Here is a 22837-nt window from a genome sequence, read left to right on the forward strand (position 1 = left end):
CTGGAAATTGCTCTAGGCGAAGCCGGTCAGTCATAGGTCAGATCCGTCGCCTTGCCGGCGAACACCCGGTAGGCAAAGAACGAATAGAAGATGATGATCGGCAGCACGACGACCGTCCCGACCAGGATGACGGCCAGGCTTTCGGGTGCCGAAGCAGCCTGCCAGATGGTCAGCCGGTCGGGCACCACGAAGGGGTAGAACGACCAGGCGAGGCCGGCAAAGCCGAGCGTGAAGATCGCGGCCAATGTCAGGAACGGGAGCAGCGCGTGGCGGTCGTCGGGCTTCGGCAGATGGAAGGTCTGGCGCCACAGCCACAGGAACAGCACTGCCGACAGGATCGGCAGCGGCGACAAATAGAGCATGGCCGGCCAGACGAACCATTTGTCGAAGATGCGCGCGCTGGCAAAGGGCGTGGCCAGCGATACCGCGACCATGCCGAGCGCGGTCAGCACCAACGCCGTGCGCAGCCACAGCACCGCCTTCTTCTGCAGATCGCCTTCGGTCTTATAGATGACCCAGGCCGCGCCCATCGCCGCGTAGGCCGCGGCAAGGCAGAGCGCCACCAGCGCGCCGAACGCCATGCCGCCAGGGCCGACGTCGAGGCCGAGCACATAGACGCCGAGCATATAACCTTGCGCCAGCGAAGCGATGACCGAGCCGAGGAAGAAGATGCGGTTCCAGCGGTGCTTCCTGCCGGCCGGCACCTTGGCGCGGAAATCGAAGGCGACGCCGCGCAGGATCAAGCCGACCAGCAGCACGAAGACCGGAATGTAGAGCGCCGTCAGAATGGTGCCGTGCGCCAATGGAAAGGCGACCAGCAGCAAGCCCACCGCCAGCACCAGCCAGGTCTCGTTAGCGTCCCAGAACGGGCCGATGGCGGCGATCATCGTATCCTGTTCGGTGTCTTCGGCTGCGGCGAACAGGATGCCGATGCCGAGATCGAAGCCGTCGAGGATGACGTAGATCAGGATAGCGAGGCCCATCAGGCCGGCGAAGATCAGAGGCAGCAGGGTCGGCCAGTCGAAGCTCATGATGTTTCTCCTGGTTGCGCAACCGGCTGCGACAGCGGCCTGTTCATGACGCCCGGCAGCGGCGAGGTGTCACCATCCTTCGCCGCCTTCAATGCCAGATGCACCAACACGCCGAGATAGGCGATCAAGAGCAGCACATAGAGGATGAGATAGACCGCGAGCGACAGCGCGACATGGCTGCCGGCGACCGGCCCGACAGCATCGGCGGTACGCAGCACGCCGGTGACCAGCCAGGGCTGGCGGCCGATCTCGGTGGTGTACCAGCCGGCCAGCGTCGCCAGCCAGCCGGACAGCGCCATCGGCACCATGACAAGCGCCAGCGGCTTGGGCAGGCCGTGGCGGCGCTTGAGGAAGAAGGCCGCCGACCAGGAGACGGCGAGCATCAGGAGGCCGGTGCCGACCATGATGCGAAAGCCCCAGAACACCGGAAATACCGGGGGATGGTTGCCGGCATAATCGTTCAGCCCCGGTACGACGCCGCCGGCGCTGTGCCTGAGGATGAGGCTGGCGCCATCGGGAATGGTGAGCTCGAACCTGTTCTCCTTGGCCGCTTCATCGGGAAGCGCAAACAGCACCAGCGGCACGTTGGGACCGGTGTTCCAGTTGGCCTCCATCGCGGCGATCTTCTGCGGCTGGTGTTCCAGCGTGTTGAGGCCGTGCTGGTCGCCGGCAAAGATCTGGATGGGGATCAGGATCGCGGCGGTGAAGACGCCGGTGCGCAGCGCCTTCCACATCGATTCCGAGCGATCGCCGTAGAGATAGCGCAGCGCCGACAGGCCGGCGACCAGGAACGAGACGGTCAGGCCCGAAGCAAGCAGCATATGGACGAGCCGGTAGGGCATGGACGGATTGAAGACAACGGCCCACCAGTCGGTGGCGTGCGCAACACCATCGCGCATTTCGAAGCCGGCCGGCGTCTGCATCCACGAATTGAGCGCGATGATCCAGAAGGCGGACAAGGTGGTGCCGCCGGCCACCAGCACCGTCGCCAGCGTGTGGACGCGGTTCGAGACACGGCGGAAGCCGAACAGCATGATGCCGAGGAACGCCGCCTCGAGGAAGAAGGCGGTCAAGATTTCGTAGGCCAGCAGCGGGCCGGCAATGTTGCCGACCGTCTCCATATAGCCCGGCCAGTTGGTGCCGAACTGAAAACTCATGGTGACGCCGGAAACCACGCCCATGGCGAAGGACAGCGCGAATACCTTAACCCAGGTGAAATAAGCGCGCATCCAGGCGGAATCGTTTGTCGCGTTGTAGCGGAGCTTGAAGAACAGCAGCACCCAGCCGAGCGCGATGGTGATCGCCGGGAACAGGATGTGGAACGAGATGTTCGCGCCGAACTGTATGCGCGACAGAATGAGCGGGTCCATGGCGGCTCCGGCTGCTGCTTGTTTGTTGAAGGATAGGCTTGATGCACCGGACGGTCAAAGCGGCGTCCCGCCGCGAGGCGGAACGCCGCAGTGCGGTTAATCTGCTTTTGCGTGGAATTTGGCTGGACGACCGGGCAGGTGTTGCCTATTCCGGCGAACCTCGATGGTCCAGAACTGTCAGGAGCGCCATTGACATCCGGATTTGCGAACCGACATTCAGCGGATTAAATCAACAACTCTGTTTCAAGCAGTCGTTTTCAGCCATGCAGCCGATCATCTCGATTTCCGGGGTCACCAAGACCTACGCCACCGGCTTCAAGGCGCTGAAGGAGATCAATCTCGACATCGTGCGCGGCGAGATCTTTGCGCTGCTCGGGCCGAATGGCGCCGGCAAGACAACGCTGATCTCGATCGTCTGCGGCATCGTCAACCGCTCGTCGGGTTCCGTCACCGTCGACGGCCATGACATCAACCGCGACTACCGCGCCGCGCGCAGTCTGATCGGGCTGGTGCCGCAGGAACTGACCATCGACGCCTTCGAGAGCGTGTGGGCGACGGTTAACTACAGCCGCGGCCTGTTCGGCAAGCCGGCGGACAGGGCGTTCGTCGAAAAGGTGCTGCGCGACCTGTCGCTCTGGGACAAGAAGGACGCCAAGGCGATCACGCTGTCCGGCGGCATGAAGCGCCGGCTGATGATTGCCAAGGCGCTGTCGCACGAGCCGCGCATCCTGTTCCTCGACGAACCGACGGCAGGCGTCGATGTCGAACTGCGCCAGGACATGTGGGCGATGGTGCGCCGGCTGCGCGAAGACGGCGTCACCATCATCCTGACCACGCATTACATCGAAGAAGCCGAGGCGATGGCCGACCGCGTCGGCGTCATCAACCGCGGCGAGATCGTGCTGGTGGAGGACAAGGCCGAGCTGATGCGCAAGCTTGGCCGCAAACGGCTTGTGCTGGAACTGCGCAGTCCCCTGGCCACCGTTCCCGATGCTTTTTCGCACTACGCGCTGGAGCTTTCGCCGGATGGCGGACAGCTGACCTATACTTATGACAACCAGAGCGAACGGCCGGGCGTCGCCTCGCTGATCCGCGAGCTCGAGGCGGCCGGCATCCAGTTCCGCGACATCGATACGGAAAACAGCTCGCTCGAGGAGATCTTCGTCAATCTGGTGAGGAAACCGGCATGAACCCGCGCGCGGCCATGAATCTTCATGCGGTATGGGCGATCTATCGGGTGGAGATGGCGCGCGCCCTTCGCACTGTGCTGCAGAGCATCGTTTCGCCGGTCATTTCGACGTCGCTCTATTTCGTCGTCTTCGGTTCGGCCATCGGCTCGCGCATCACCGAGATCGACGGCATCAGCTACGGCGCCTTCATCGTACCGGGGCTGATCATGCTGTCGCTGCTGACGCAATCGATCTCCAACGCCTCCTTCGCCATCTATTTTCCGAAATTCGTCGGCTCGATCTACGAATTGCTGTCCGCGCCGGTGTCCTATCTGGAGATCGTCATCGCCTATGTCGGGGGCGCGGCGACAAAGTCGATCGTGCTTGGCCTGATCATCCTGGCGACGGCCGCGCTGTTCGTGCCGCTGACGATCGAGCATCCGTTCTGGATGCTCGCCTTCCTGGTGCTGACGGCGGTGACCTTCAGCCTGTTCGGCTTTATCATCGGCATCTGGGCGAAGAGCTTCGAGCAGCTGCAGCTGGTGCCGCTGCTGATCATCACGCCGCTGACCTTCCTCGGCGGCAGCTTCTATTCGATCAACATGCTGCCCGGCATCTGGCGCACGGTGACGCTGTTCAACCCGGTGGTCTACCTGGTCAGTGGGTTCCGCTGGAGCTTCTACGGCAAGTCCGACGTTTCGGTCGGCGTCAGCCTCGGCATGACGGTGGTCTTCCTGCTCATCTGCATAGCGATCGTCGCCTGGATCTTCAGGACCGGCTACCGGCTGCGCAACTGATCGAACGGGCCTCGTCCAGGCGAAGCAGCCTTATCGATCGACCTTTCCTTGCCGAAGGCGACATACGCCCGATGCCTGGAACCCGCGCTTGAATGCCTCGATCTTGCTTTTCATGCATTGTTATATATCATGTTATCGATGTTCATGGGATGAATCGACCTATGGAAGACGTCATACGATCGCTTGGCTTCCTGTGCCTGGGCAGCAGGCTGAAGCGTATAGGCGAGCAACTGCAAGCGGAGGCGCAGCGCCTGCTCGACAGGCTGGATGTCCCGGTTCAGGCGAGCCAATACCCGCTGCTGGCCGCGCTCGACAGGCTGGGTCCGCTGTCGGTCGGGGAACTGGCGCAATCCCTTGGCATCGCGCAGCCGGGTGTGACGCGAAGCGTCTCGCTTCTGGCCGGATTGGGACTGCTCGAGGTCAGTCCGTCGACCGATGACCAGCGGCGCAGGATCGTCTCGCTTACTCGGGACGGCCGGCGGCTGGTCGATGTCGCAAAGCGCGACGTCTGGCCTTGCATCGAGAACGTGGTCGCGGATTTGTGCGCAGGTTTTTCGGGGCCGCTTCTTGAGCAGCTGGCTGCCATCGAGGACGGCCTCGCCGCTGCCCCTCCCGACCGTCGTGTAAATAAGCCTGAGGGTGCCGCGCAATGAGACATCTGCTCGACCGCCCTATCTGGAGCGCGCTTCAGACGCGACATCGGGCCTTCGCGGAGGGTGACAACCTCGCCATGCGATATCGGCCGTCGATCGTCCCTTTCGCCGCCACTGGCGCGGACGACCCGGAAAGCCTGCGGGCGCTCGAAAAGCTTGTCTCCCCGGGCGAGAGTGTGATCCTGCTTCAAGCGGACGCGATTGCTCTGCCCACCGGGCTTTCCGCGACTTCGACCGCAGCCGGGGTTCAGATGATCGCCGAGCAGCCATTGCAGATCGTCTCCGACCCGCGCGTGCATCGTCTGACCCGAGACGATGCTGCTGAGATGCTCGCCCTGGCATTGCTCACCAAGCCTGGCCCATTCACGCTCGAAGCCTTGAGCCTGGGCGATTTTTGGGGTGTGAAAATCGAGGGCAGGCTTGCGGCAATGGCCGGCGAGCGCATGAAGCAACCTGGCTATACCGAACTCAGCGGGGTGTGCTCACATCCGGAATTTCGCGGCGGTGGCCTGGGCAAGCTGCTGTCCCTATTCGTGGCAAACCGGATAGTGGCGCGCGGCGAAGTTCCCTATCTCCACGCCTATGCCAGCAACGCCGCGGCCATAGCGTTATACGAGTCCATCGGCTTCAGGTTGCGAAGCACAATGAATGTCGCCGTGGCTCAGCGCAGCGAATGATTAGTCGGCGCCTGATGCGCAGCATGGATGCATCCCGTATCGGAAGGAAGGATTTCGTATGGCCGAAATCCTTCCTTGAGACTGCAAGACCTTGCTGCGTGTCAGACCGCGATCTTGCCGCCGCCTTGCCTGGTGATGGCAACGACCGCCGGGCGCACCGGCATGTCCGGCTTGAAGTCGGGCCAGCGCGTCGACAAATCCTCATAGTAGGACGGACGGCCGAAAGCCTCCCAGTCCTCGCCGCCGTCGCCCGGATGCTGGACGGCAACGAAGGCGGTCTGGTCGTCCGGCGCAAACAGGGGACCGCACATTTCGGCGCCGATCGGCACGCGGAAGAACAGCTTTGATGTCGCCCGTGCCGTCCCCTCCGTATCGACAGCCCACAGACCATCGGTGCGGCCGGTGGCTTTCGGGCCTTGGCCGTCGGTGGCGACCCAGAGGCGGCCGGCCGAATCGACCGCGCAATTATCCGGCATGCCGAACCAGCCATTGGCGGTGGTTGCGGTCGAGAAGGTGGCGCCGACGTCGGCCACAGCGGGATCGCCGCATTTCAGCAGGATTTCCCACCTGCCCTTTGTCGCGGTGAAATCACCGCCGTCCTCGACGATCTCGATGATGTGGCCAAAGGCATTTTCGGCACGCGGGTTGGCGGCGTCGACCTGGTCGGCCTTGCGCTTCGAATTGTTGGTCAGCATGACATAGACCCTGCCGTTGGTGGCATTGGGCTGGATGTCTTCCGGACGGTCCATCTTGGTGGCGCCGAGCAGGTCGGCGGCGCGGCGCGTCTCGATCAGCACGTCGGCCTGGCTGGCAAAGCCGTTCTCCGCCGTCAGCGGCCCTTGGCCGAAGACGATCGGCAGCCACTCGACCGAACCGTCGTCGGCAAACTTGGCGACATGCAAGGTGCCGTCGTCGAGCAAATCCATGTTGGCGGCGCGGTCGTCCGGATCGAACTTGCCTGTGGTGACGAACTTATAGACATAGTCGAAGCGCTCGTCGTCGCCGAGATAGAAGACGACACGGCCATCCTTGGCGACGATTGATTCGGCGCCCTCATGCTTGAAGCGCCCCATCGCGGTGCGCTTCCTCGGCGCCGAAGTCGGATCCTGGACGTCGACCTCGACGATCCAGCCGAAGCGGTTCGGCTCGTTCGGCTCCTTGCCGATGTCGAAACGGTCGTAATGCGCTGCCCATTCATAGGCACCTTCGGGAATGCCGAGGCGCTTGTAATTGGCGGCTTCCTTATGCCCCTGCGGCAGCTCGCCCGAGAAATAGCCGTGGATGTTCTCCTCGGCCATGACATAGGTGCCCCATGGCGTGACGCCGCCGGCGCAATTGTTGATGGTGCCGATGATCTTCGTGCCGGTCGGATCGGCGCTGGTCTTGACGCGGTCGTGGCCGGCGACCGGGCCGGAGAGCGCGATCTCGGTGTTGGAGGTGATGCGGCGGTTGAGCTTGCCGTCGCGAACGACCTGCCATTTGCCTGATACCTTGCGTATCTCGACGATAGTGCCGCCATGCGCCGTCATCTCGACGTCGACTTGTTCCTTGCTGAGGGGCGCCTGCTTGGCCTTGCCGTCGACGATGGTGACGAGGCCCGGAAACATCAGGTGCGGATTGGTGTATTCGTGGTTGACCACCAGGAAGCCGTGCTCGGCCGAGCCGTCGATCGGGATATAGCCGACATAGTCGTTGTTGTAGCCGAATTGTCTGGCCTGGGCTTCCGCCGACTGTTTTGTCGGATCGAATTCCGGCGAATCGGCGAACAGCGGATCGCCCCAGCGCAGCAGTACATCGGCGTCATAGCCGGATGCAACGTGATGCTTGTCGTCGATGCCGGCCTCGAGCTCGTCAAAAGCGAAGGCGGAGCCTTCGGCGGCGCGGGCGTTGTCGGCGGTGATCAGCGCCAGCGGGCTGACGGTAGCGGCTATGGCCGAGACGGCAAGCGAGCTCTTGAGGAAGCCGCGGCGCGAGAACCGCGCGGCGATGATCTCACCCATGGTGCGGTTGTCGGTGGGATTGGCTCCTGGCCCGTCGTTTTCCTCGAGCAGGCTGGTTCGGAAATGGGCGTCAGGGGTGCGATGTTCGGTCATAGGGCCTGCCTCTGGCTGGATGGATTGCTGGAGCGTGTTGCCTGGCCAGTCCGGTATCGCCGGCAGGTCACAGTTTGATGACATGCCGGCTAATTGCCACCTGCGATTTCGTATCCAACATCGGCCCCGCTTGACCGCGACCGGCGCTTCGGAAACAAGAGCTGCGGCAGGCGCGTAGGGACCGCATCGGGAGGAACAAAAGTGAGTTTCTGGGGACTTGGGCAGCTCTGCGTTTCGACGGTGATCTTCCTGCTGGCGGCGATGGCCGCAAAACAGTGGGGGCTGGCGCCGAGCCTCGGCAAGATTGTGCTGACGTTGGCGCTCTATTCGCTGGGCAATCTGATCATGCTGAGGCTGATCCGTGAATTCGGCATGTCGGTGTCGTTCAGCCTGTCGGCGGTGATCCAGCTGGTGTCGGTGAATGTGGTGGCGCTGGTCTTCTTCGGCGAGCGCGTCAATGCCTTACAGGCAACCGGCATCGTGCTTGCCATCGCAGCTGTGGCGCTGATCACGCTCGGGCCCTATCTGCAAAGGCTGTAACTGCGATCGGGCCGATGAAGAAGATTGCAAGCAGACTGCGCAACTGGCTGGAGTTCCCGGTTCTGCTGGCCGGGCTGGTCATTGCCGGCGGGCTGTGGGGGTTCGAGGAGCTGATGGAGCTGGCGCGGGCCACCACGCCGCATGCCTTCGACACCGAAATCCTGCTTGCCTTCCGCAAGGCCGGGCAGCCCGACAATCCGATCGGACCGGCGTGGCTGGAAGGGGCGATGCGCGACATCACCAGCCTCGGCAGCGCCAGCGTACTGGTGGTGATCACGGCAGCAATGATCGTCTACCTGCTCCTTATCCGCAGGCCAGGCGCGGCGCTTCTCATGTTCGTCGCGGTAGCGGGCGGCCAGCTCCTGTCAAGCGTGCTGAAATTCGACATCGACCGGCCGCGCCCTGATCTGGTCTCGCATCTCGCCGATGTGGCATCGCTTTCGTTTCCGAGCGGCCACGCCATGCTGTCGGCGGTGACATATTTGACGCTGGGCAGCATGGCGGCGCGGTTTTTGCCCGGGCGGACAACGAAGATCTATGTACTCGGGCTGGCGGTGCTGACGACGGTGGTGGTCGGCATCAGCCGCATCTATCTCGGCGTCCACTGGCCGTCCGACGTATTGGCCGGCTGGTGCGCCGGCTTTGCCTGGGCGATGCTGTGCTGGCTTGCGGCACGGTTCCTGCAGCGATGGCTTGGGCGGGCCGACGGCACCTGACTCAAATCAGCCTGTTGATCAGGCCATGACCGCAGCCTGCCAGCAGGAAAACCATCGACAGCAAGGCTGTCGAGGTCGCCAACGCTTTGAATATCTTCACCCGCTCATCCTTTTGAAGTCGTGCCTGTGAAATCGGGATCGCAGTGGATGTCCCGCCAAACGATGCCGAGGTTTGTAGCATGACAGCGCATCGGCTGGCAAAGAGTGCTGCATGTTTGGAGGCAGACCATCAATCCTTGGTGCAGGAAGACGTCGCCGACCGCGCCAGCGCAGGAACTTCATCCTCGACTGTTCGGCGGTGCCGTTCTTCGATCAACGGCGGCCAATGTCATCGAGGGTGCGGCCCACAAGGCGAGCCGCGCCGGCGTTCGCTTCATTATATCAGGCGCTTCGCCGCAGATACGCCGCATGCTGATCAACCACGGCGTCAAGCGGCCGCTGGTGACTTATGCCGCCTCGATCACGGATCGCGGGCGCAGCTGAAGAAAGCCGCGCCCGCCGCCTGAGCCGATGGCTGGCTTAGTCGAGGCCCAATGCCGCGATCTCGCCGTCGTTCATCAGCGGCACGAAGATTGTCGACTTGCCGTCGGTGCCGATGTCGGCGCTGCCCGGCTTGAACGTCGCAACCGCTTGCGGCGTGCCGCCGGCTTTGTAGCGGTAGAGCGTGCCGGTCATATACGCGGTGGCGTAGATGCTGCCGCCGATGGCAACGACGCCATCGAGGTTGGCAAACTTTTCCGCGCCGGGCAGTGGCGAAACGGCCTTGGTAGCAAGATCGACCGAGAGCAGGCCGCCGGGCTCCGCGGTGCTGAAGTCGGGCTTGATGCCCTTGCCCCAGGAAGCGACGATCAGCCGGCCGCCATCGGCGAAGATGCCATTCGGCGAAGCAAGCGCCGCATCCCTGACGAACAGTTCGGGCCGGTCGCCGTCGATGCGATAGATCGTATCGGCAAGCATATCCGTGACGTAGATCTTGCCGGACGCGTCGGCGGTCACGTCGTTGAGGAAGACCGCGTTCGGCACGTCGATCGTCGATGTTAGCTTGCCGCTTGCGAGATCGACGACGCGCACATGGGTGATGTCGGCGACGTAGAGTTTGCCGCCGGCAATCGCCATGCCCTTGGGCGCGTCCATGCCGTCGGTCCAGTGTTGCGTGACTAGCTTGCCGTCCATCGACAGGATCGACAGATAGCCGTTGCCGTCGGCTTCGCCGGGATTACCGACGATGTTCGAGACGATAACGCGCTGGCCGGCGGCGTCGAACAGCGCCGATTCAGGCTGCTCGAGGCCGCCGGTGCGCCAGAGTTCAGCGGCCTGAACTGCCGGCGCGGCCGCGATGCCGACCAGGGCGAGAAGTATCGAGGTGAAGAGGCTCTTCATGGCTAGTCTCCTGTAATGGACTAGCGGAGAGCTAGGCCTTTCGATACTTTTCGGGAAGATCTATCAGGACTAGTACCGAAGGCTGATACCAAATCGTGCAAAAGAGGTGCATCCCATGAACGGCCTGATCTTCGAAGCGCTGAAGCGGACGCTTAAGGCAAAGGGCATCACCTATCGCGTCCTTGCCGAGCGGATGGGTGTTTCCGAGCCGACGGTGAAGCGCATCTTCCACGAGCGCAACTGCAAGCTCGACCGGCTGATGGAGATCTGCACTGCCGCCGGCGTAGAGTTGGAGAACGTGCTCGGCTCTATGAACAGAGGACCAGGACCCGCCAACCAGATCGCGCCGGAGATCGAGCGCAAGCTCGCTGGGCAGCCGGCACTGCTGTTCGTCTTTGTCATGCTTTCCGAGAAATTCACGCCCGAAGGCATCATGCGCTCACAAGGGCTGAGCGAGGCTTCGATGTTCCTCTATCTGCGCGAGCTCGAGGAACTCGGCCTGGTCGCGCTCGGTCGCGGCCTGTCGGCAAGGCTGCTGGTCGAGGCGCCGATCCAGTGGAATTTCGACGGGCCATTGCGGCCGCTGTTCGAGACGACCAACAAGAATTTCATCGGCTGGGCCATCACCCATCTTGAGCGCGAGTCGACGTTCGTCAGCTTCTCCAGGCGGATGCGGCCGGAAACGGCGGAAATGGTCAGGCGCGAGGCGGAGGAATTGGCGGAGCGCGCCAAATTGCTTGCTCATCACGACCAGCACACGACGCCCGAAGACGGACTGGTCGGCTACAAATGGACGTTTGCGTTCGGCGCAACGCCGTTCCCGGTGATCATGCCGATCGGGCCGCATCCGCGCGACGCAGGCGCACGGACGGACGATCGAGTTGCGGCTGCCGCAAACGGACGACGTCTGCCGGCCTAGGTCTAAATGCAGAACGACCGAGTCCGGGCTGTTGGCGGCAGCCAGTCTGACTGAGCTTCTTACCCCTGAGTATCGGCAGCAAACCGGTTCTCAGAGGGTCCCCTGCTCAAACACAAGATCGAGCGGCTATTCGGCGGTCTTGTTCGCCACCTTGTCATCCCAGACCATCTGCCGGTAGTCGAAGCCGTATTCCAGCGTCGGCTTGACAATACGGAAATAGGGCGACAGGTCGAAATCGCGCGGAGTGTAGAGCGAGTGATGGCGGATGTGCAGGATTTCCCTGCGCGAATAGCTCGACTGGGCCGAGGCACGGCCAGGCGCCCGCGTAATCTCCGGCAGGATCGGGTAGCGGATCAGGCCATAGGCCTCGGCAATCAGCGACGAGCAGATGGCACGCGTCGGGTCGCCGGAACCGAAAGCCAGCATGCGGCGGCGCCAGCGCACCGGCACCGGCGGCGTCGGCAAGAAGTAGCGCAGCATGTCGAATATGTTCTTGAGATCGTATCTGAGACCGAGCCTGCCGATCATGAAGGCGACGACCGCTTCGCGGTCATCCGGAGCCAGGCCACTCGCACGGCAGATGCGGGTGTTGTAGCTGCGATAGCGCGATAGCGGCACGGCGATGCAGCCATCGCCGAGCGTGACCTCGATCAGGCGCCGCCGCTCCGATCCGTCCTCCGGCTCCGGTAATGCATCGCCGACATAGAAGGCGGCATGCGACCAGGTCGACTGGGTGAGGTATTTGATCGCCGCCGAGATCTTCTGGTTACCTTCGATGAGCAGGATGTCGCCGCGCTCAAGCGTGCGGCGCAGCGTTTCGGCATCCGACGGCGTGTAAGGCTCGTAGCCGGACGATTCCTCCTGCAGCCGGCCTGCAAGCCAGCGGCCAAGTCGGTCAGAAGCGTGTCGCCGGGCTCGGTCATGCCAGACGGCGATTACCACAGGGCGGCAAATTAGACCATGATCAGCCCACGCCAGGCGCGCCGGCGTCTTCGTGCTGCGGTGCCGCTGTGAGATCTTCGCGCACCTTGCGGGCGAGCTTCCTCGTCGAGCGCTTCGGACTGTCGCCGAAAAGCTCGGCCGCCTCGGCGAGGCAGGTCTTTTTCAGGCCCTTTTCCGAGCGCTTCAGCAGCTTGGCAAGCAACCGCGTCTCCTCAGGGGGGCCGAGCGGTTGGTCCTCGGCATCTAGAAGCGCGCGCATGACGAACACATCGTGGAGCTCGCCAAGCCGCTCGCCCAATTCGTCGACGGCCTTGCGCCGCGTCTTGATCGGCGTCGGCCACAGCCTGCCGAGCAGCGACAGGTGCATGCCATGCGTCTTGGCCGCCTTGCGCAGATCGTGAAAGTCATCGGCTTCGCCGCGCGAAGCCGCCTTGTCCAGCGCTTTCCTGGCGCGGCGCAAAGTGGTGCGCGCGCCTTCGGCGAGCACGTCGGCAGCCTGCTCCGGCTGGTCGGGCAGAGCGAGCTTGTCGATCCGGGCGACACCTTCCTCGCAAGCGGAAATCGCCGCGCCTATCGCAGCATCGAGGCCTGCTCCGCCATGCAGTTCATGCTGGCGCGCGACGAGCCTGTCACGCACGGCGCCGAGGCCATCACCGGCACTTTGCTCGGGAAAGCTTGCCGCCAGCCGGTCGATTGTTTCCACCAGTGCGGTCGCCTCGCGCGGACCGGCAAGCAGGGCCGCCACCTGGCGGTAGCACTGATTCTCCGTCACGCAGAATGTTTCGTCTCCGGAACGGACAAGGCGCAGCAAGGCGCGGATGTTCTTCAGCCGTTTGCGGCATTTGTGCAGCCCCTGTTCGGGCCTGTCACGCGCGGCGTCCAGATGGACAAGCGCCTTGCCGATCTCCTCGGCGAAGATGCGCCTGACCTCTCCGGTCAGCGACATGCGCGGATCGATACGAAAGCTCATGCGACGATCTCCGGAATCCCCCCAAGGGCGAGCGACGCGTTGTAAAATCTCGGCTCGCCGGTGACTTCACGGCCGAGCCAATGTGGCAGCATTTCGTCCTGTACATCATCCGGCGTCTCGAGCTCGGCGATCACCAACCCCGCAAGCGTCCCGCCGAAGACATCGACTTCGTAGCGATAGCCGCGGTGTCTAACATGGTGGCGTGTCTTCTCGATGACATGTCCGATGGCAAAGGCCTGCATCTCCTGCGCCTCCGCCAAAGGTACCGGATATTCGAATTCATCGCGCTCGCGTGCCTGGCTGCCGAACTTGAGCGTCAGCTTGGCGGCCGCATCGTTGCTGATGCGCACACGCACCGTGCGGCTGGGTTCGGCGACTAGGTAGAATTGACGGATATGAATGTCCGCCTCGACCATTGCCCGCCATTCGTCACCTGAGACCAGGAACTTACGCTCGATTTCCTTGCCCATGGCCAGGCACTAAAGCGCGCACGGCCAGAGTTGGCAAGCCGCTTGACCGCACTTGACTTTAATCATTCGATTGATTAAATTGTTGGCCATGATCAAATCGCCCAGCGCCAGCGGCCTTCCTCATGAGGCGCCCAAGACCGCCGCGGATATGACGCGGACGGCACTCGTGCGCGCGGCGCTGAAGCTGTTCGGACGCCAGGGTTTCGACGGCACGTCAACGCGCCAGATCGCGGCTGAGGCCAAGGCCAATATCGGCTCGATCGCCTATCATTTCGGCGGCAAGGAAGGGCTCCGCAACGCCGCGGCCGACTACATCGTCGACACCATCCAGACCGTTGCCGGCCAGGCGATCGGCAATCTGCAAGCGCCGGCCGCGGCATTGGCGGACACCGAGGCCGCGCGGGCAAATTTGGCCGTCGCACTGGAGCGGATGGTCGCCTTCATCGCGGCAAGGCCGGAAGCCGGCGAGATTGTACAGTTCGTCCTGCGTGAGCTGTCGCATCCAACCGCCGCGCTCGACCGTATCTATGATGGCGTGTTCGAACCGGCGCATCACCGACTCTGCCTGATCTGGGAACAGGCGACGGGCGAGCCGGCCGAGAGCGAGCGCACTAAACTCACCGTATTTACGCTGATCGGCCAGGTCGTCTATTTCCGCATCGGCCGCGAGGCAGTTATGCGCCGGATGGGCTGGCGCGAGATCGGCGACGACGAGGCCGGCAAGATCGCGGCAACAATAACCGACAATCTCAGCGCGATTTTAGCTCGGCGCGATTTGGCTGTCCGGAAGGATCGTGGATCATGAGCCTGCTCTGTTCTTTGCCGTTTGCCGCCCAGCTTTTCAGCGCCTGCGCGCCGGCAGCACCGCTCGCCGTCGGCTACGTCGAGGGCGACTACATCCTGCTCGCGCCGATCGAGGTGGCGCAGGTCGAGACGATTGCGGTCAAGCGCGGCGACCGCGTCGCGCCCGGCACGCCGGTGGTGACGCTGGAAAACGCCGACGCCAAGATCGCCATCGCACAAGCCGAGGCGGCCCTTGCGCAGGCCCAGGCGCAACTTGCCGACCTACAGGTCGGCAAGCGGCCGGAAGAGATTGCGGTGCTCAAGGCGCAGGTCGACATGGCCAAGGCGCAAGCCGCCGACGCCAAACGCCGTTACATCCGCGCCAGCGATCTGTTCAAACGCGGCACCGGCACACAGGCCGACTACGACACGGCTTCCGCGACGCTGGAGACGGCCAACGCGCAGGTCGGCCAGGCGGAGGCCAATCTCGCGGTCGGCGGCCTGCCGGCACGGCCCGAGACTATCAAGGCCGCCGACAATCAGGTCAGGCAGGCGCAATCGGCGCTGGAGCAAGCGCAATGGCGGCTGTCGAAGCGCGTGCTGACGGCGCCTTCGCCCGGCCGGGTCAACGACGTGATCCGCAATCCCGGCGATACGGCCGGGCCGACGGCACCGGTTATCTCGATACTGCCGGACGGCGCGGTGAAGCTCAGCGTCTATGTGCCGGAAAGCGCGTTCTCCTCGGTCGACGTCGGCACGCTGCTCAACGTCCATTGCGACGGCTGCGGGTCGGGCGTGAAGGCACGCGTCAGCTATGTGTCGCCCGATCCGGAATTCACGCCGCCGGTGATCTACTCGCTCGAGACCCGGCAAAAGCTGGTCTATCTGGTCGAAGCGCGGCCGGAGGGCGACGCCAGCGCCTTGCAGCCCGGGCAGATCGTCGACGTCGATCTGGCGGACATCGGAAAATGAACGTCATCGACGTGCACGGCCTGGTCAAACGCTTTGGCGACAAGACCGTCGTCGATCATGTGACTATGGCTGTGGCCGAGGGCGAGATCGTCGGCTTCCTCGGGCCGAACGGCTCGGGCAAGACGACGACCATCCGCATCATGTGCGGCTTGCTGACGCCGGATGAGGGCGAAGGCACGGTTCTGGGCTTCGACATCCGCACCGACAGCCTGCGGATCAAACGCGAAGTCGGCTACATGACGCAGAGATTCTCGTTCTACGAAGATCTGACGATCGGCGAGAATCTCGAATTCGTGGCTCGGCTGTACCGGCTGAAGCCGCTCGACGAGCACGTGGCTAAGACGCTTGAGGAGCTCGGCCTGACATCGCGCAGGAACCAGTTGGCCGGTACCCTGTCCGGCGGCTGGAAGCAGCGGCTGGCGCTGGCCGCCTGCATCATGCACAAGCCGAAACTGCTGCTGCTCGATGAACCGACGGCGGGCGTCGACCCGAAAGCGCGACGCGAATTCTGGGACGAGATCCACCGGCTGGCGAGCGGCGGCCTGACCGTGCTGGTCTCCACCCATTACATGGATGAGGCCGAGCGCTGCCATCGCATCAGCTACATCTCCTACGGCAAGATGCTGGCCACCGGCACGGTCGAGGACGTGGTGAGGAATGCCGGGCTGACCACCTTCGTCCTGCAAGGGCCGCGGCTCGATCAGGTCGCTGCCGCACTTCATGGCCGCCCCGGCGTCGACCAGGTGGCGCCGTTCGGCGCGACGCTGCATGTCGTCGGCTCCGACAGGACGGCACTTCAGGCAGCGCTCGCCGATGTCGAGAAAGAGCACGAGGGCGTTACGGTGACGCCCGGCGAGACCAGCCTGGAGGATGTGTTCATCCAGTTCATGTCCGGTTCGAAGGACAACATGGGATGAAAAATGGGATAAACAGCATCTTTTCGTTCGCCAGGCTAGGCGCGCTGCTGATCAAGGAGTTCATCCAGATGCGGCGCGACCGCATCACCTTCGCCATGATGCTCGGCGTGCCGTTGATGCAGCTGGTGCTGTTCGGCTATGCCATCAACAACGATCCGAAGAGCCTGCCGGCAGCGCTGGTGGCGATGAGCAGCGATCCTTACACACGAGCCATGGTTTCGGCGCTGCAGACCACCGGCTATTACCGCTTCGACCACGTCGCGCAAAGTGCCGCCGAAGCCGAATTCCTGATGGCGCGCGGCGACGTCGCCTTCGTCGTCACCATTCCCGCCGATTTTGCCCGGCGGGTCGAGCGCGGCGACAGCCCGCAGATTCTGATCGAGGCGGATGCGACCGATCCGGCCGTCGCCAGCGGCGCCATCTCGACGCTCGGCACCGTCGCCAACCAGGCGCTGCTCAGGGCACGCGGCATGCAGGAAACGGCGGCCGAGGCTGCCCGGGGCCAGCTCCAGGTGGTGGTGCACCGGCGCTACAATCCGGAAGCCGTCTCGCAATACAACATCGTGCCCGGCCTGCTCGGCGTCATCCTGCAGATGACGATGGTGATGATGACCTCGATCGCGCTGACGCGCGAGACCGAGCGCGGCACGATGGAGAACCTTCTGGCGATGCCGTCAAGCCCGCTCGAGATCATGCTGGGCAAGGTGCTGCCCTATCTGGCGGTCGGCGCCGTGCAGGTGCTGGTGGTGCTGGCAGCCTCGAAGCTTCTGTTTGCCATCCCCTTCACCGGGTCGATGTCGCTGCTGTTGACGGCGGTCCTGATCTTCGTCTTGGCGCTGGTGCTGCTCGGCTACACGATCTCGACGATCGCCCGCACGCAAATGCAGGCCCTGCAGCTCACTTTCTTCTTCTTCTTGCCGTCGATCATGCTGTCCGGCTTCATGTTCCCCTATCGCGGCATGCCGGACTGGGCGCAGGTCTTTGGCGAGGTGCTGCCGCTGACGCACTTCCTGCGCATCATCCGCGCGGTGATGCTGAAGGGCGCCGAACTGCCGGCGGTGGCAACGGAAATCGGTTGGCTGGTGGTGTTCGTGGCGCTGTTCGCCGGTATTGCGCTGGTGCGGTTCCGCCGGACGCTGGATTAGGGTCGAACTCGATCCGCTTGTGCAAATGATCGAGATTCACACGGACTCGGCCTGGCCCGGGACCGGTGTCAATTCAGGCGCATTGAGCCCTTCGAAGGGATCGCGCCAGGCGTCGATTTCTTCGAGTTGAAGATACCAGCGACTGACAGAGGGATAGTCATCGAGCGGCAATCGGGCGACATCGTTGAAGGGCAGAAACGTCGCCATTCGAAAGTCGGCATAGGAAACCGAATTGCCGACCAGCCATTCTCGCTGGGAAAGCTCGGCATCAAGTATGGCAGCGGCCGTCCGGAAGTCGCTCAGGCCCTCCTCAACCCGCGCCTGATTTATCGGGCCGAGCCCATAGCGCTGTTTGGTCCCGCGTTCGAAATGCACGACATCGCAGGCTGTTGCGAAGTTCTCTTTCCCCCAACTCAGCCATCGGATCATCTCGGGCTCGTCGTCGCCAGCGCGCCAGAAATCCGAATGCATATCGCGCGAAAGCCGACAGGCTATGGCGTCGGCCTCCCAGAGGCTTTTTCCCGAACCTATAAGGATGGGCAATGAAAGATTTGGATTGAGCGGCCGAAATCGCTCGGCCTGGCCCGGAGCGAAGGGAGAGGCGAATTCAAACTCGACCTTGGCGTTGAGATACCGTGCCACCGCGACCGCGAGGCGAGGATTGGGATTGCGGCTGAAGAACAGTTTCATTGATCTCAGTCTTTGAAGGGTACCGGTTCGACCGGGTGCAACGGACGCTTGAGCACCTCGAATCGGCACATGAGCTGGAACTGGTTGCTATCCTAGCCGGCAGCAATGATCTCGGCATAGGTGCTGAGATCGACATTGCCACCGGAGAGCACCACGGCAATGCATTTGCCGGCAAGGTCGATTTCGCCTGACGACAGCGCGGCCAAGCCGACGCAACCGCCAGGTTCGACCACCAGCTTCAGACAAGCCATAGCGTCGCGCATCGCCTGTGTCACCGCGCTGTCGGAAACGGCGATGGCGCCGGCGAGATTCCTGCGGTTGATCTCGAAAGTGATCGCGCCGGGCTCGGCGACGAGAAGGGCATCGCAGATCGAGGTGTGGCCGGGCGCGTTCGACACCCTGGCGCCTTTGATCAGCGAACGGCGTGTGTCGTCGAAATGCTCGGGTTCCACGACCCAGACGGCGGTGCCCGGCGAGGCGTCCTTGACCGCGATCGAAATGCCGCTGCTCAAGCCGCCACCGCCGCAGGGAACCACCACCGCATCGAGGCTGACGCCAAGCGCTCTTGCTTGGCGCATCAATTCGAGGCCGATCGTGCCCTGGCCGGCGATGATGGCCGGATCGTCGTAGGGCGGCACCAGGACCATGCCGTTTTCCACGTAAGAACGGACGACGGCAGTGCGATCGTCGCGGACCCGGTCGAAGGTGATCACTTCGGCGCCCATCTTCCTGACATTGCCGACCTTCATCGCCGGCGCGTCGGTAGGCATGGCGATTACGGCCTTGACGCCGAACATCGCCGCTGCGGCGGCAACGCCTTGCGCGTGATTACCCGACGAGAAGGCGACGACGCCGCGGGCGCGTTCTTCCGCCGAGAGCGAGGAGAGCTTGTTGTATGCACCGCGGAACTTGAACGAGCCGGTGCGCTGCAACGTCTCCGGCTTGAACAGGATCCTGGCGCCGAAGCGATTGTTCAACTCCGGCGATTCGATCAGCGGCGTTTCGACGATCAGTCCGGACAATCGCGCTGCTGCGCTGTGAATATCGGCGATGCCGGGAGGGGTGGTCATGGCTAGGGTCCTGAGATGAGACCGCCTATGCTGCACGGAAAGGGAGGCGGCGCACCAATGAAAAAATGTGACCGTTACAATTCGTCCTTGGAGGCAGGAGAGTGGGGCGTGACTGTCCCCACCGCCTCCTCGGCCCTCTGCCATGCGTTCGTCGCTTCAGTCGACAAATCGTTGTCGATTGACCGGCATAGCCTGCCGCTCCTCACCCCAACAGCGTCTTTTGCCGTTTGGGGCCGCCCATCTTGCGCCAGGTGTTGAAGCGGTGGGTGGCGGCGGCGAAGGAGATCTTCATCTGCTGGGCAACCGAATAGCGCGACTTGCCCTCGTCGAACAGGCGATAGCAGCACTCGACACCCTCCTCGGTCAACTTGCCGTCGGGAGCCTTGTTGTGCGGATTGGCGGGATCAAATTTTTCGACCTGCTGCTCGACCAGGCCTTTCAGGCGCTGCAGATCCGCCTCGATATTAGCGATAAGATCGAGAACCGGTTTGGGATCAAACGGCTGCTGTTTTTCCGGCATCTGCGGCGTTCCTTTCTCTTGGTTGAGATTCGGTTATATAAGTGAACGTTTGCCGATAGCAACGGCGATGTGTTCGGGATTTTGAAGCCTGTACCTTTTGAGCATGAGTGGAGCGCACACGATTGACCGGCGACGTGCGAGGCCCTAGTTTAGAACTGTTCTAAACTGGGGTGAATTTCTCATGCTTTCCCGCGTTTTCGGCTTCGGCCGCCGTCCCTTTGAATCGCTCTCGGAACAGGAGATTCTGGCGCTCGCCATCTCCTCCGAGGAGGATGACGGGCGCATCTATCGCGCCTATGCCGACGGGCTGGCGGAGAGCTTTCCGCAATCGGCCAAGGTGTTCGAGGAGATGGCGGAGGAGGAGGACGGCCATCGCGATTCGCTGATCGAGCTTTACCGCAAGCGTTTCGGCGAGCGCATACCGCTGATCCGGCGCGAACATGTGAAGGGCTATTACGAACGCAAGCCGGACTGGCTGGTGAGGCCACTCGGCATCGATCATGTGCGCAGCCAAGCCGAGGCCATGGAGCGGCAGGCCTACCTGTTCTATATCGAGGCGGCCAAACGCACAGGCGATGCGTCGACGCGAAAGCTGCTCGACGACCTGGCGATCGCAGAACAGGGCCACGAGACACTGGCGCAGCGGCTGGAGCAAAAGCATGTGCCGGGCGCGGTCAAGGACGAAGAAACGGCAGCCGAGCAGCGCCAGTTCATCTTGACCTATGTCCAACCGGGGCTGGCCGGGCTGATGGATGGCTCGGTGTCGACGCTGGCGCCGATCTTTGCCGCCGCCTTTGCCACGCATGATACGTTCCAGACCTTTCTGGTCGGGCTTGCCGCCTCGATCGGCGCTGGCATCTCGATGGGTTTCACCGAGGTGGCTTCCGACGACGGCAAATTATCGGGCCGCGGCTCGCCGGCAAAACGCGGGCTGACCGTCGGCGTCATGACGACGCTGGGCGGGCTCGGCCATGCGCTGCCCTATCTAATCCCGCTTTTTTGGACGGCGACCATTGTCGCCGCCGTGGTGGTTTTCTTCGAGCTGTGGGCGATCGCCTTCGTGCAGAACCGCTACATGCAGACGCCATTCTGGCGCGCCGCCTTCCAGGTGGTGCTGGGTGGCGCGCTGGTGTTTGCGGCAGGGGTGCTGATCGGGAATGCCTAACAGTCCTTAACCATTTACCGCCTGGCTGTCCTGAGGCGCCTCGGCGCGTTCGGTCAGGCCGTAATCGCGCACGACATGGGCGATGCGCAAACGATAGTCCGCAAAGATACCGCCGCGCCCGGCCTTCTGGGCCTGCCGATGTTCCTGCGTGTTGCGCCAGGCCTTCACCGCGTCCTCGTCGCGCCAGAAGGACAGCGACAGGATGCGGTTCGGATCGGCAAGGCTCTGGAAGCGCTCGATCGACAGGAAACCGTCGATGCCGTCGAGCAGTGGGCGCAGGTCGGCGGCGATGCCGAGATAGGCATCGCGCTTGCCCGCCGCCGGCTCGACCTCGAAGATGACGGCGATCATGGCTTCACCAAAGGAGCATGCGGCCCGGAGGCCAGCTTGAGGAAGATGCGGTCCTCCTTCAGAATGAATTTTTCCCGTCGGGCGAACTCGTAGTTCGCCTTGCCGGCGGGATCGGCGGCGAGCCGGGCGCGGTAGGCTTCGTAGGCCGCAAGACTGTCGATGTTGTAGGCGGCATAAGCCGTGTTGGCCGAGCCTTCGTGCGGCGCGAAATAGCCGATCAGATCGGCGCCGCAGCGCGGGATCGCCTGCCCCCAATTGCGTGCATATTCCTCGAACGCCGCCTTGCCGAACGGATCGATCTCGTAGCGGATGAAGCAGGTGATGGTCATTTTCGCCTCCTTGGCGGTGGATGTTTTCTTGCGGTCACAGTTCGAGCCGGATCGAAACGTTCCGAAGGTCGATATGCTAGACAAATCCCTCGCTGATCATGCCTGCCAGAACGATTTCACGCATTCGCGGCGGACGTCTTCAGGTGTCAGGCCAAGGTCACGCAGCAGATGATCGTCGATCTCGGCGAGGTCGAGACGCTGCAAATGACGGTCGTACCACCGCTTCAGGAGCCGCAGCCGCAAGCGGCGCAAGACAATGAACGGGAACGGCCGGCGAGCAGGCGCGGCGCTGAGAATGGTCCTTGCAGGCATCGTTGTCTCCTTGATTTGCATCGAGACTAATGCTTTATCTGTCGAGGACGCTTCGATGAGGAACGAACTATGCGCGAAGGACCTGACATAGCCCGAATTGCCAGCCTGGTGGGCGATCCGGCGCGGGCAAACATGCTGTCCGCACTGATGGGCGGCACGGCACTGACGGCGAGCGAACTGGCACTCGAAGCCGGGGTGTCGCTTCCGACAGCGAGCTCGCATCTGTCGAAGCTGATGGAAGGCGGGCTGCTGACACTGGCGAGCCAGGGGCGGCACCGCTATTACGGCCTCGCCGGCCCGCAGGTGGCGGGAATGATCGAAGCCATCACCGGCGTTGCCGCTGCGGTCGGACCGCAGAGGGTGCGACCCGGCCCTCGCGACGCGGCCATGCGCGTGGCGCGGGTCTGCTACGATCACCTCGCCGGCGAGCGGGCGGTGGCGATGCTGGACCGTCTTGTGGCTCGACAAGTGCTCCTGCGCGACGACAAGGTGATCCAGCTTGGGCCGTCGGCCGCCTCGCATTTCGCCGCGATCGGCATCGACATCCATACCAAAGCGCGGCGACCGGTGTGCCGCGCCTGCCTCGACTGGAGCGTGCGGCGTTCGCATCTCGCCGGCACGCTGGGCGCCGCCATTCTCGACAAGATCCTCGCCGAGAAATGGGCGCGGCGCGAGAAGGACAGCCGTGCCGTGATCTTTTCACCGGTAGGCAAGCAGGCCTTCGAGACGACGTTTCTCGCCTGACGGCTCGCTTCAATGCGCTAGAACGGTTCGTCGTTTCACGGAAACGCCGAACCGCTGTAACTTTTTGTTTTGAAGCATGTCGTTGTCGCAAACCGCTGCACATTTTTGCGCG

25 protein-coding genes and 2 pseudogenes are annotated in these 22837 nt (G+C 63.1%); 14 read left to right on the top strand and 13 right to left on the bottom strand.

The window, feature by feature from the left end; translation table 11 throughout:
- Positions 1-26 precede the first annotated feature (26 nt).
- The gene (locus NKK47_RS04760) at positions 27-1031 is read right to left on the bottom strand and encodes a cytochrome d ubiquinol oxidase subunit II (protein WP_352571564.1); all 1005 of its coding nucleotides are present in this window, start codon (positions 1029-1031) and stop codon (positions 27-29) included.
- Positions 1028-2401: a cytochrome ubiquinol oxidase subunit I gene (locus NKK47_RS04765; RefSeq protein WP_352571565.1), complete on the bottom strand. Its 1374-nt coding sequence runs from the start codon at positions 2399-2401 to the stop codon at positions 1028-1030. The genes NKK47_RS04760 and NKK47_RS04765 overlap by 4 nt, the downstream gene beginning before the upstream one ends.
- 263 nt (positions 2402-2664) lie before the next feature.
- On the opposite strand from NKK47_RS04765, the gene NKK47_RS04770 reads away from it, so the two are divergent.
- From NKK47_RS04770 to NKK47_RS04785, 4 genes are all read left to right on the top strand, one after another.
- On the top strand, positions 2665-3591 hold the full coding sequence (locus NKK47_RS04770; RefSeq protein ID WP_352571566.1) for an ABC transporter ATP-binding protein: 927 nt from the start codon (positions 2665-2667) through the stop codon (positions 3589-3591).
- A 14-nt stretch (positions 3592-3605) separates the two neighbouring features.
- Complete coding sequence (locus NKK47_RS04775; protein WP_352575448.1) at positions 3606-4367, top strand: ABC transporter permease; 762 nt, start codon at positions 3606-3608, stop codon at positions 4365-4367.
- A 161-nt stretch (positions 4368-4528) separates the two neighbouring features.
- Entirely contained in the window at positions 4529-5020 is a 492-nt protein-coding gene (locus NKK47_RS04780) for a MarR family winged helix-turn-helix transcriptional regulator (protein WP_352575302.1), read from the top strand.
- A complete protein-coding gene (locus NKK47_RS04785) occupies positions 5017-5697 on the top strand; it encodes a GNAT family N-acetyltransferase (RefSeq protein ID WP_352575304.1) in 681 nt (226 codons plus the stop codon). Before NKK47_RS04780 ends, NKK47_RS04785 begins: the two co-directional genes overlap by 4 nt.
- 101 nt (positions 5698-5798) lie before the next feature.
- Here NKK47_RS04785 and NKK47_RS04790 read toward each other — a convergent pair whose 3' ends face one another.
- Positions 5799-7790 (bottom strand): PhoX family protein, encoded by a 1992-nt coding sequence (locus tag NKK47_RS04790; protein ID WP_352575305.1) that lies wholly within the window; start codon positions 7788-7790, stop codon positions 5799-5801.
- 201 nt (positions 7791-7991) lie between these two features.
- Between NKK47_RS04790 and NKK47_RS04795 the strand changes: the two genes are divergently transcribed.
- From NKK47_RS04795 to NKK47_RS04805, 3 genes and pseudogenes are all read left to right on the top strand, one after another.
- Positions 7992-8330 (top strand): hypothetical protein, encoded by a 339-nt coding sequence (locus NKK47_RS04795; RefSeq protein WP_023679017.1) that lies wholly within the window; start codon positions 7992-7994, stop codon positions 8328-8330.
- Positions 8331-8344: 14 nt separating this feature from the next.
- Positions 8345-9046 carry a phosphatase PAP2 family protein gene (locus tag NKK47_RS04800; RefSeq protein WP_023679016.1) on the top strand — a complete coding sequence of 234 codons (702 nt, stop codon included), beginning with the start codon at positions 8345-8347 and terminating at the stop codon, positions 9044-9046.
- A gap of 259 nt (positions 9047-9305) precedes the next feature.
- Positions 9306-9529 (top strand): annotated as a pseudogene (locus tag NKK47_RS04805) (sodium-independent anion transporter); the annotation flags it as partial.
- A 36-nt stretch (positions 9530-9565) separates the two neighbouring features.
- On the opposite strand, the gene NKK47_RS04810 reads toward NKK47_RS04805, so the two are convergent.
- A complete protein-coding gene (locus NKK47_RS04810) occupies positions 9566-10426 on the bottom strand; it encodes an SMP-30/gluconolactonase/LRE family protein (RefSeq protein ID WP_352575306.1) in 861 nt (286 codons plus the stop codon).
- A 115-nt stretch (positions 10427-10541) separates the two neighbouring features.
- On the opposite strand from NKK47_RS04810, the gene NKK47_RS04815 reads away from it, so the two are divergent.
- Positions 10542-11345 (top strand): helix-turn-helix domain-containing protein, encoded by an 804-nt coding sequence (locus tag NKK47_RS04815; protein WP_352575308.1) that lies wholly within the window; start codon positions 10542-10544, stop codon positions 11343-11345.
- Between the two features lie 126 nt (positions 11346-11471).
- Here NKK47_RS04815 and NKK47_RS04820 read toward each other — a convergent pair.
- From NKK47_RS04820 to NKK47_RS04830, 3 genes and pseudogenes are all read right to left on the bottom strand, one after another.
- Positions 11472-12268: pseudogene (locus NKK47_RS04820) on the bottom strand (C40 family peptidase).
- A 41-nt stretch (positions 12269-12309) separates the two neighbouring features.
- Positions 12310-13257, bottom strand: a complete 948-nt coding sequence (locus NKK47_RS04825; protein WP_352575310.1) for a CHAD domain-containing protein — start codon at positions 13255-13257, stop codon at positions 12310-12312.
- Positions 13254-13727 carry a CYTH domain-containing protein gene (locus NKK47_RS04830; RefSeq protein WP_352571575.1) on the bottom strand — a complete coding sequence of 158 codons (474 nt, stop codon included), beginning with the start codon at positions 13725-13727 and terminating at the stop codon, positions 13254-13256. Before NKK47_RS04830 ends, NKK47_RS04825 begins: the two co-directional genes overlap by 4 nt.
- 88 nt (positions 13728-13815) lie before the next feature.
- Here NKK47_RS04830 and NKK47_RS04835 point away from each other — a divergent pair, with 88 nt between their 5' ends.
- Genes NKK47_RS04835 through NKK47_RS04850 form a run of 4 tightly spaced genes read left to right on the top strand, consistent with a single transcriptional unit; the run spans position 13816 to position 17544 of the window.
- Positions 13816-14532 carry a CerR family C-terminal domain-containing protein gene (locus tag NKK47_RS04835; RefSeq protein WP_352575450.1) on the top strand — a complete coding sequence of 239 codons (717 nt, stop codon included), beginning with the start codon at positions 13816-13818 and terminating at the stop codon, positions 14530-14532.
- On the top strand, positions 14529-15482 hold the full coding sequence (locus NKK47_RS04840; protein ID WP_352575311.1) for an HlyD family secretion protein: 954 nt from the start codon (positions 14529-14531) through the stop codon (positions 15480-15482). Before NKK47_RS04835 ends, NKK47_RS04840 begins: the two co-directional genes overlap by 4 nt.
- Complete coding sequence (locus tag NKK47_RS04845; RefSeq protein ID WP_023679007.1) at positions 15479-16399, top strand: ABC transporter ATP-binding protein; 921 nt, start codon at positions 15479-15481, stop codon at positions 16397-16399. The genes NKK47_RS04840 and NKK47_RS04845 overlap by 4 nt, the downstream gene beginning before the upstream one ends.
- 8 nt (positions 16400-16407) lie before the next feature.
- Positions 16408-17544: an ABC transporter permease gene (locus NKK47_RS04850; protein ID WP_023679006.1), complete on the top strand. Its 1137-nt coding sequence runs from the start codon at positions 16408-16410 to the stop codon at positions 17542-17544.
- A 36-nt stretch (positions 17545-17580) separates the two neighbouring features.
- Here NKK47_RS04850 and NKK47_RS04855 read toward each other — a convergent pair whose 3' ends face one another.
- The 3 genes from NKK47_RS04855 to NKK47_RS04865 form a co-directional block, all read right to left on the bottom strand.
- A complete protein-coding gene (locus NKK47_RS04855) occupies positions 17581-18234 on the bottom strand; it encodes a glutathione S-transferase family protein (protein ID WP_352575312.1) in 654 nt (217 codons plus the stop codon).
- A gap of 92 nt (positions 18235-18326) precedes the next feature.
- Positions 18327-19304: a threonine ammonia-lyase gene (locus NKK47_RS04860; protein WP_352575314.1), complete on the bottom strand. Its 978-nt coding sequence runs from the start codon at positions 19302-19304 to the stop codon at positions 18327-18329.
- Between the two features lie 202 nt (positions 19305-19506).
- The gene (locus tag NKK47_RS04865; RefSeq protein ID WP_023718860.1) at positions 19507-19824 is read right to left on the bottom strand and encodes a hypothetical protein; all 318 of its coding nucleotides are present in this window, start codon (positions 19822-19824) and stop codon (positions 19507-19509) included.
- 181 nt (positions 19825-20005) lie between these two features.
- On the opposite strand from NKK47_RS04865, the gene mbfA reads away from it, so the two are divergent.
- Positions 20006-20989, top strand: coding sequence for an iron exporter MbfA (gene mbfA / locus NKK47_RS04870; protein ID WP_352451856.1), 984 nt, complete (start codon positions 20006-20008; stop codon positions 20987-20989).
- A gap of 6 nt (positions 20990-20995) precedes the next feature.
- Here mbfA and NKK47_RS04875 read toward each other — a convergent pair whose 3' ends face one another.
- From NKK47_RS04875 to NKK47_RS04885, 3 genes are all read right to left on the bottom strand, one after another.
- A complete protein-coding gene (locus tag NKK47_RS04875; RefSeq protein WP_352575316.1) occupies positions 20996-21340 on the bottom strand; it encodes an antibiotic biosynthesis monooxygenase family protein in 345 nt (114 codons plus the stop codon).
- A complete protein-coding gene (locus NKK47_RS04880; protein ID WP_352575317.1) occupies positions 21337-21669 on the bottom strand; it encodes an NIPSNAP family protein in 333 nt (110 codons plus the stop codon). The genes NKK47_RS04875 and NKK47_RS04880 overlap by 4 nt, the downstream gene beginning before the upstream one ends.
- Positions 21670-21765: 96 nt before the next feature.
- Positions 21766-21981, bottom strand: a complete 216-nt coding sequence (locus NKK47_RS04885; protein ID WP_352575319.1) for a DUF1127 domain-containing protein — start codon at positions 21979-21981, stop codon at positions 21766-21768.
- 69 nt (positions 21982-22050) lie between these two features.
- Between NKK47_RS04885 and NKK47_RS04890 the strand changes: the two genes are divergently transcribed.
- A complete protein-coding gene (locus NKK47_RS04890; RefSeq protein WP_023678998.1) occupies positions 22051-22725 on the top strand; it encodes an ArsR/SmtB family transcription factor in 675 nt (224 codons plus the stop codon).
- Positions 22726-22837: the final 112 nt, after the last annotated feature.

The organism is Mesorhizobium sp. M0019 (assembly GCF_040323975.1).
Classification (GTDB): Bacteria; Pseudomonadota; Alphaproteobacteria; order Rhizobiales; family Rhizobiaceae; genus Mesorhizobium.

Excerpts from the sequence above, each read along its gene's own strand:
- NKK47_RS04760 (WP_352571564.1), bottom strand. The coding sequence starts at position 1,031 with ATGAGCTTCGACTGGCCGACCCTGCTGCCTCTGATCTTCGCCGGCCTG.
- NKK47_RS04765 (WP_352571565.1), bottom strand. The coding sequence starts at position 2,401 with ATGGACCCGCTCATTCTGTCGCGCATACAGTTCGGCGCGAACATCTCG.
- NKK47_RS04770 (WP_352571566.1), top strand. The coding sequence starts at position 2,665 with ATGCAGCCGATCATCTCGATTTCCGGGGTCACCAAGACCTACGCCACC.
- NKK47_RS04775 (WP_352575448.1), top strand. The coding sequence starts at position 3,606 with ATGAATCTTCATGCGGTATGGGCGATCTATCGGGTGGAGATGGCGCGC.
- NKK47_RS04780 (WP_352575302.1), top strand. The coding sequence starts at position 4,529 with ATGGAAGACGTCATACGATCGCTTGGCTTCCTGTGCCTGGGCAGCAGG.
- NKK47_RS04785 (WP_352575304.1), top strand. The coding sequence starts at position 5,017 with ATGAGACATCTGCTCGACCGCCCTATCTGGAGCGCGCTTCAGACGCGA.
- NKK47_RS04790 (WP_352575305.1), bottom strand. The coding sequence starts at position 7,790 with ATGACCGAACATCGCACCCCTGACGCCCATTTCCGAACCAGCCTGCTC.
- NKK47_RS04800 (WP_023679016.1), top strand. The coding sequence starts at position 8,345 with ATGAAGAAGATTGCAAGCAGACTGCGCAACTGGCTGGAGTTCCCGGTT.
- NKK47_RS04810 (WP_352575306.1), bottom strand. The coding sequence starts at position 10,426 with ATGAAGAGCCTCTTCACCTCGATACTTCTCGCCCTGGTCGGCATCGCG.
- NKK47_RS04815 (WP_352575308.1), top strand. The coding sequence starts at position 10,542 with ATGAACGGCCTGATCTTCGAAGCGCTGAAGCGGACGCTTAAGGCAAAG.
- NKK47_RS04825 (WP_352575310.1), bottom strand. The coding sequence starts at position 13,257 with ATGAGCTTTCGTATCGATCCGCGCATGTCGCTGACCGGAGAGGTCAGG.
- NKK47_RS04830 (WP_352571575.1), bottom strand. The coding sequence starts at position 13,727 with ATGGGCAAGGAAATCGAGCGTAAGTTCCTGGTCTCAGGTGACGAATGG.
- NKK47_RS04835 (WP_352575450.1), top strand. The coding sequence starts at position 13,816 with ATGATCAAATCGCCCAGCGCCAGCGGCCTTCCTCATGAGGCGCCCAAG.
- NKK47_RS04840 (WP_352575311.1), top strand. The coding sequence starts at position 14,529 with ATGAGCCTGCTCTGTTCTTTGCCGTTTGCCGCCCAGCTTTTCAGCGCC.
- NKK47_RS04845 (WP_023679007.1), top strand. The coding sequence starts at position 15,479 with ATGAACGTCATCGACGTGCACGGCCTGGTCAAACGCTTTGGCGACAAG.
- NKK47_RS04855 (WP_352575312.1), bottom strand. The coding sequence starts at position 18,234 with ATGAAACTGTTCTTCAGCCGCAATCCCAATCCTCGCCTCGCGGTCGCG.
- NKK47_RS04860 (WP_352575314.1), bottom strand. The coding sequence starts at position 19,304 with ATGACCACCCCTCCCGGCATCGCCGATATTCACAGCGCAGCAGCGCGA.
- NKK47_RS04865 (WP_023718860.1), bottom strand. The coding sequence starts at position 19,824 with ATGCCGGAAAAACAGCAGCCGTTTGATCCCAAACCGGTTCTCGATCTT.
- mbfA (WP_352451856.1), top strand. The coding sequence starts at position 20,006 with ATGCTTTCCCGCGTTTTCGGCTTCGGCCGCCGTCCCTTTGAATCGCTC.
- NKK47_RS04875 (WP_352575316.1), bottom strand. The coding sequence starts at position 21,340 with ATGATCGCCGTCATCTTCGAGGTCGAGCCGGCGGCGGGCAAGCGCGAT.
- NKK47_RS04880 (WP_352575317.1), bottom strand. The coding sequence starts at position 21,669 with ATGACCATCACCTGCTTCATCCGCTACGAGATCGATCCGTTCGGCAAG.
- NKK47_RS04885 (WP_352575319.1), bottom strand. The coding sequence starts at position 21,981 with ATGCCTGCAAGGACCATTCTCAGCGCCGCGCCTGCTCGCCGGCCGTTC.
- NKK47_RS04890 (WP_023678998.1), top strand. The coding sequence starts at position 22,051 with ATGCGCGAAGGACCTGACATAGCCCGAATTGCCAGCCTGGTGGGCGAT.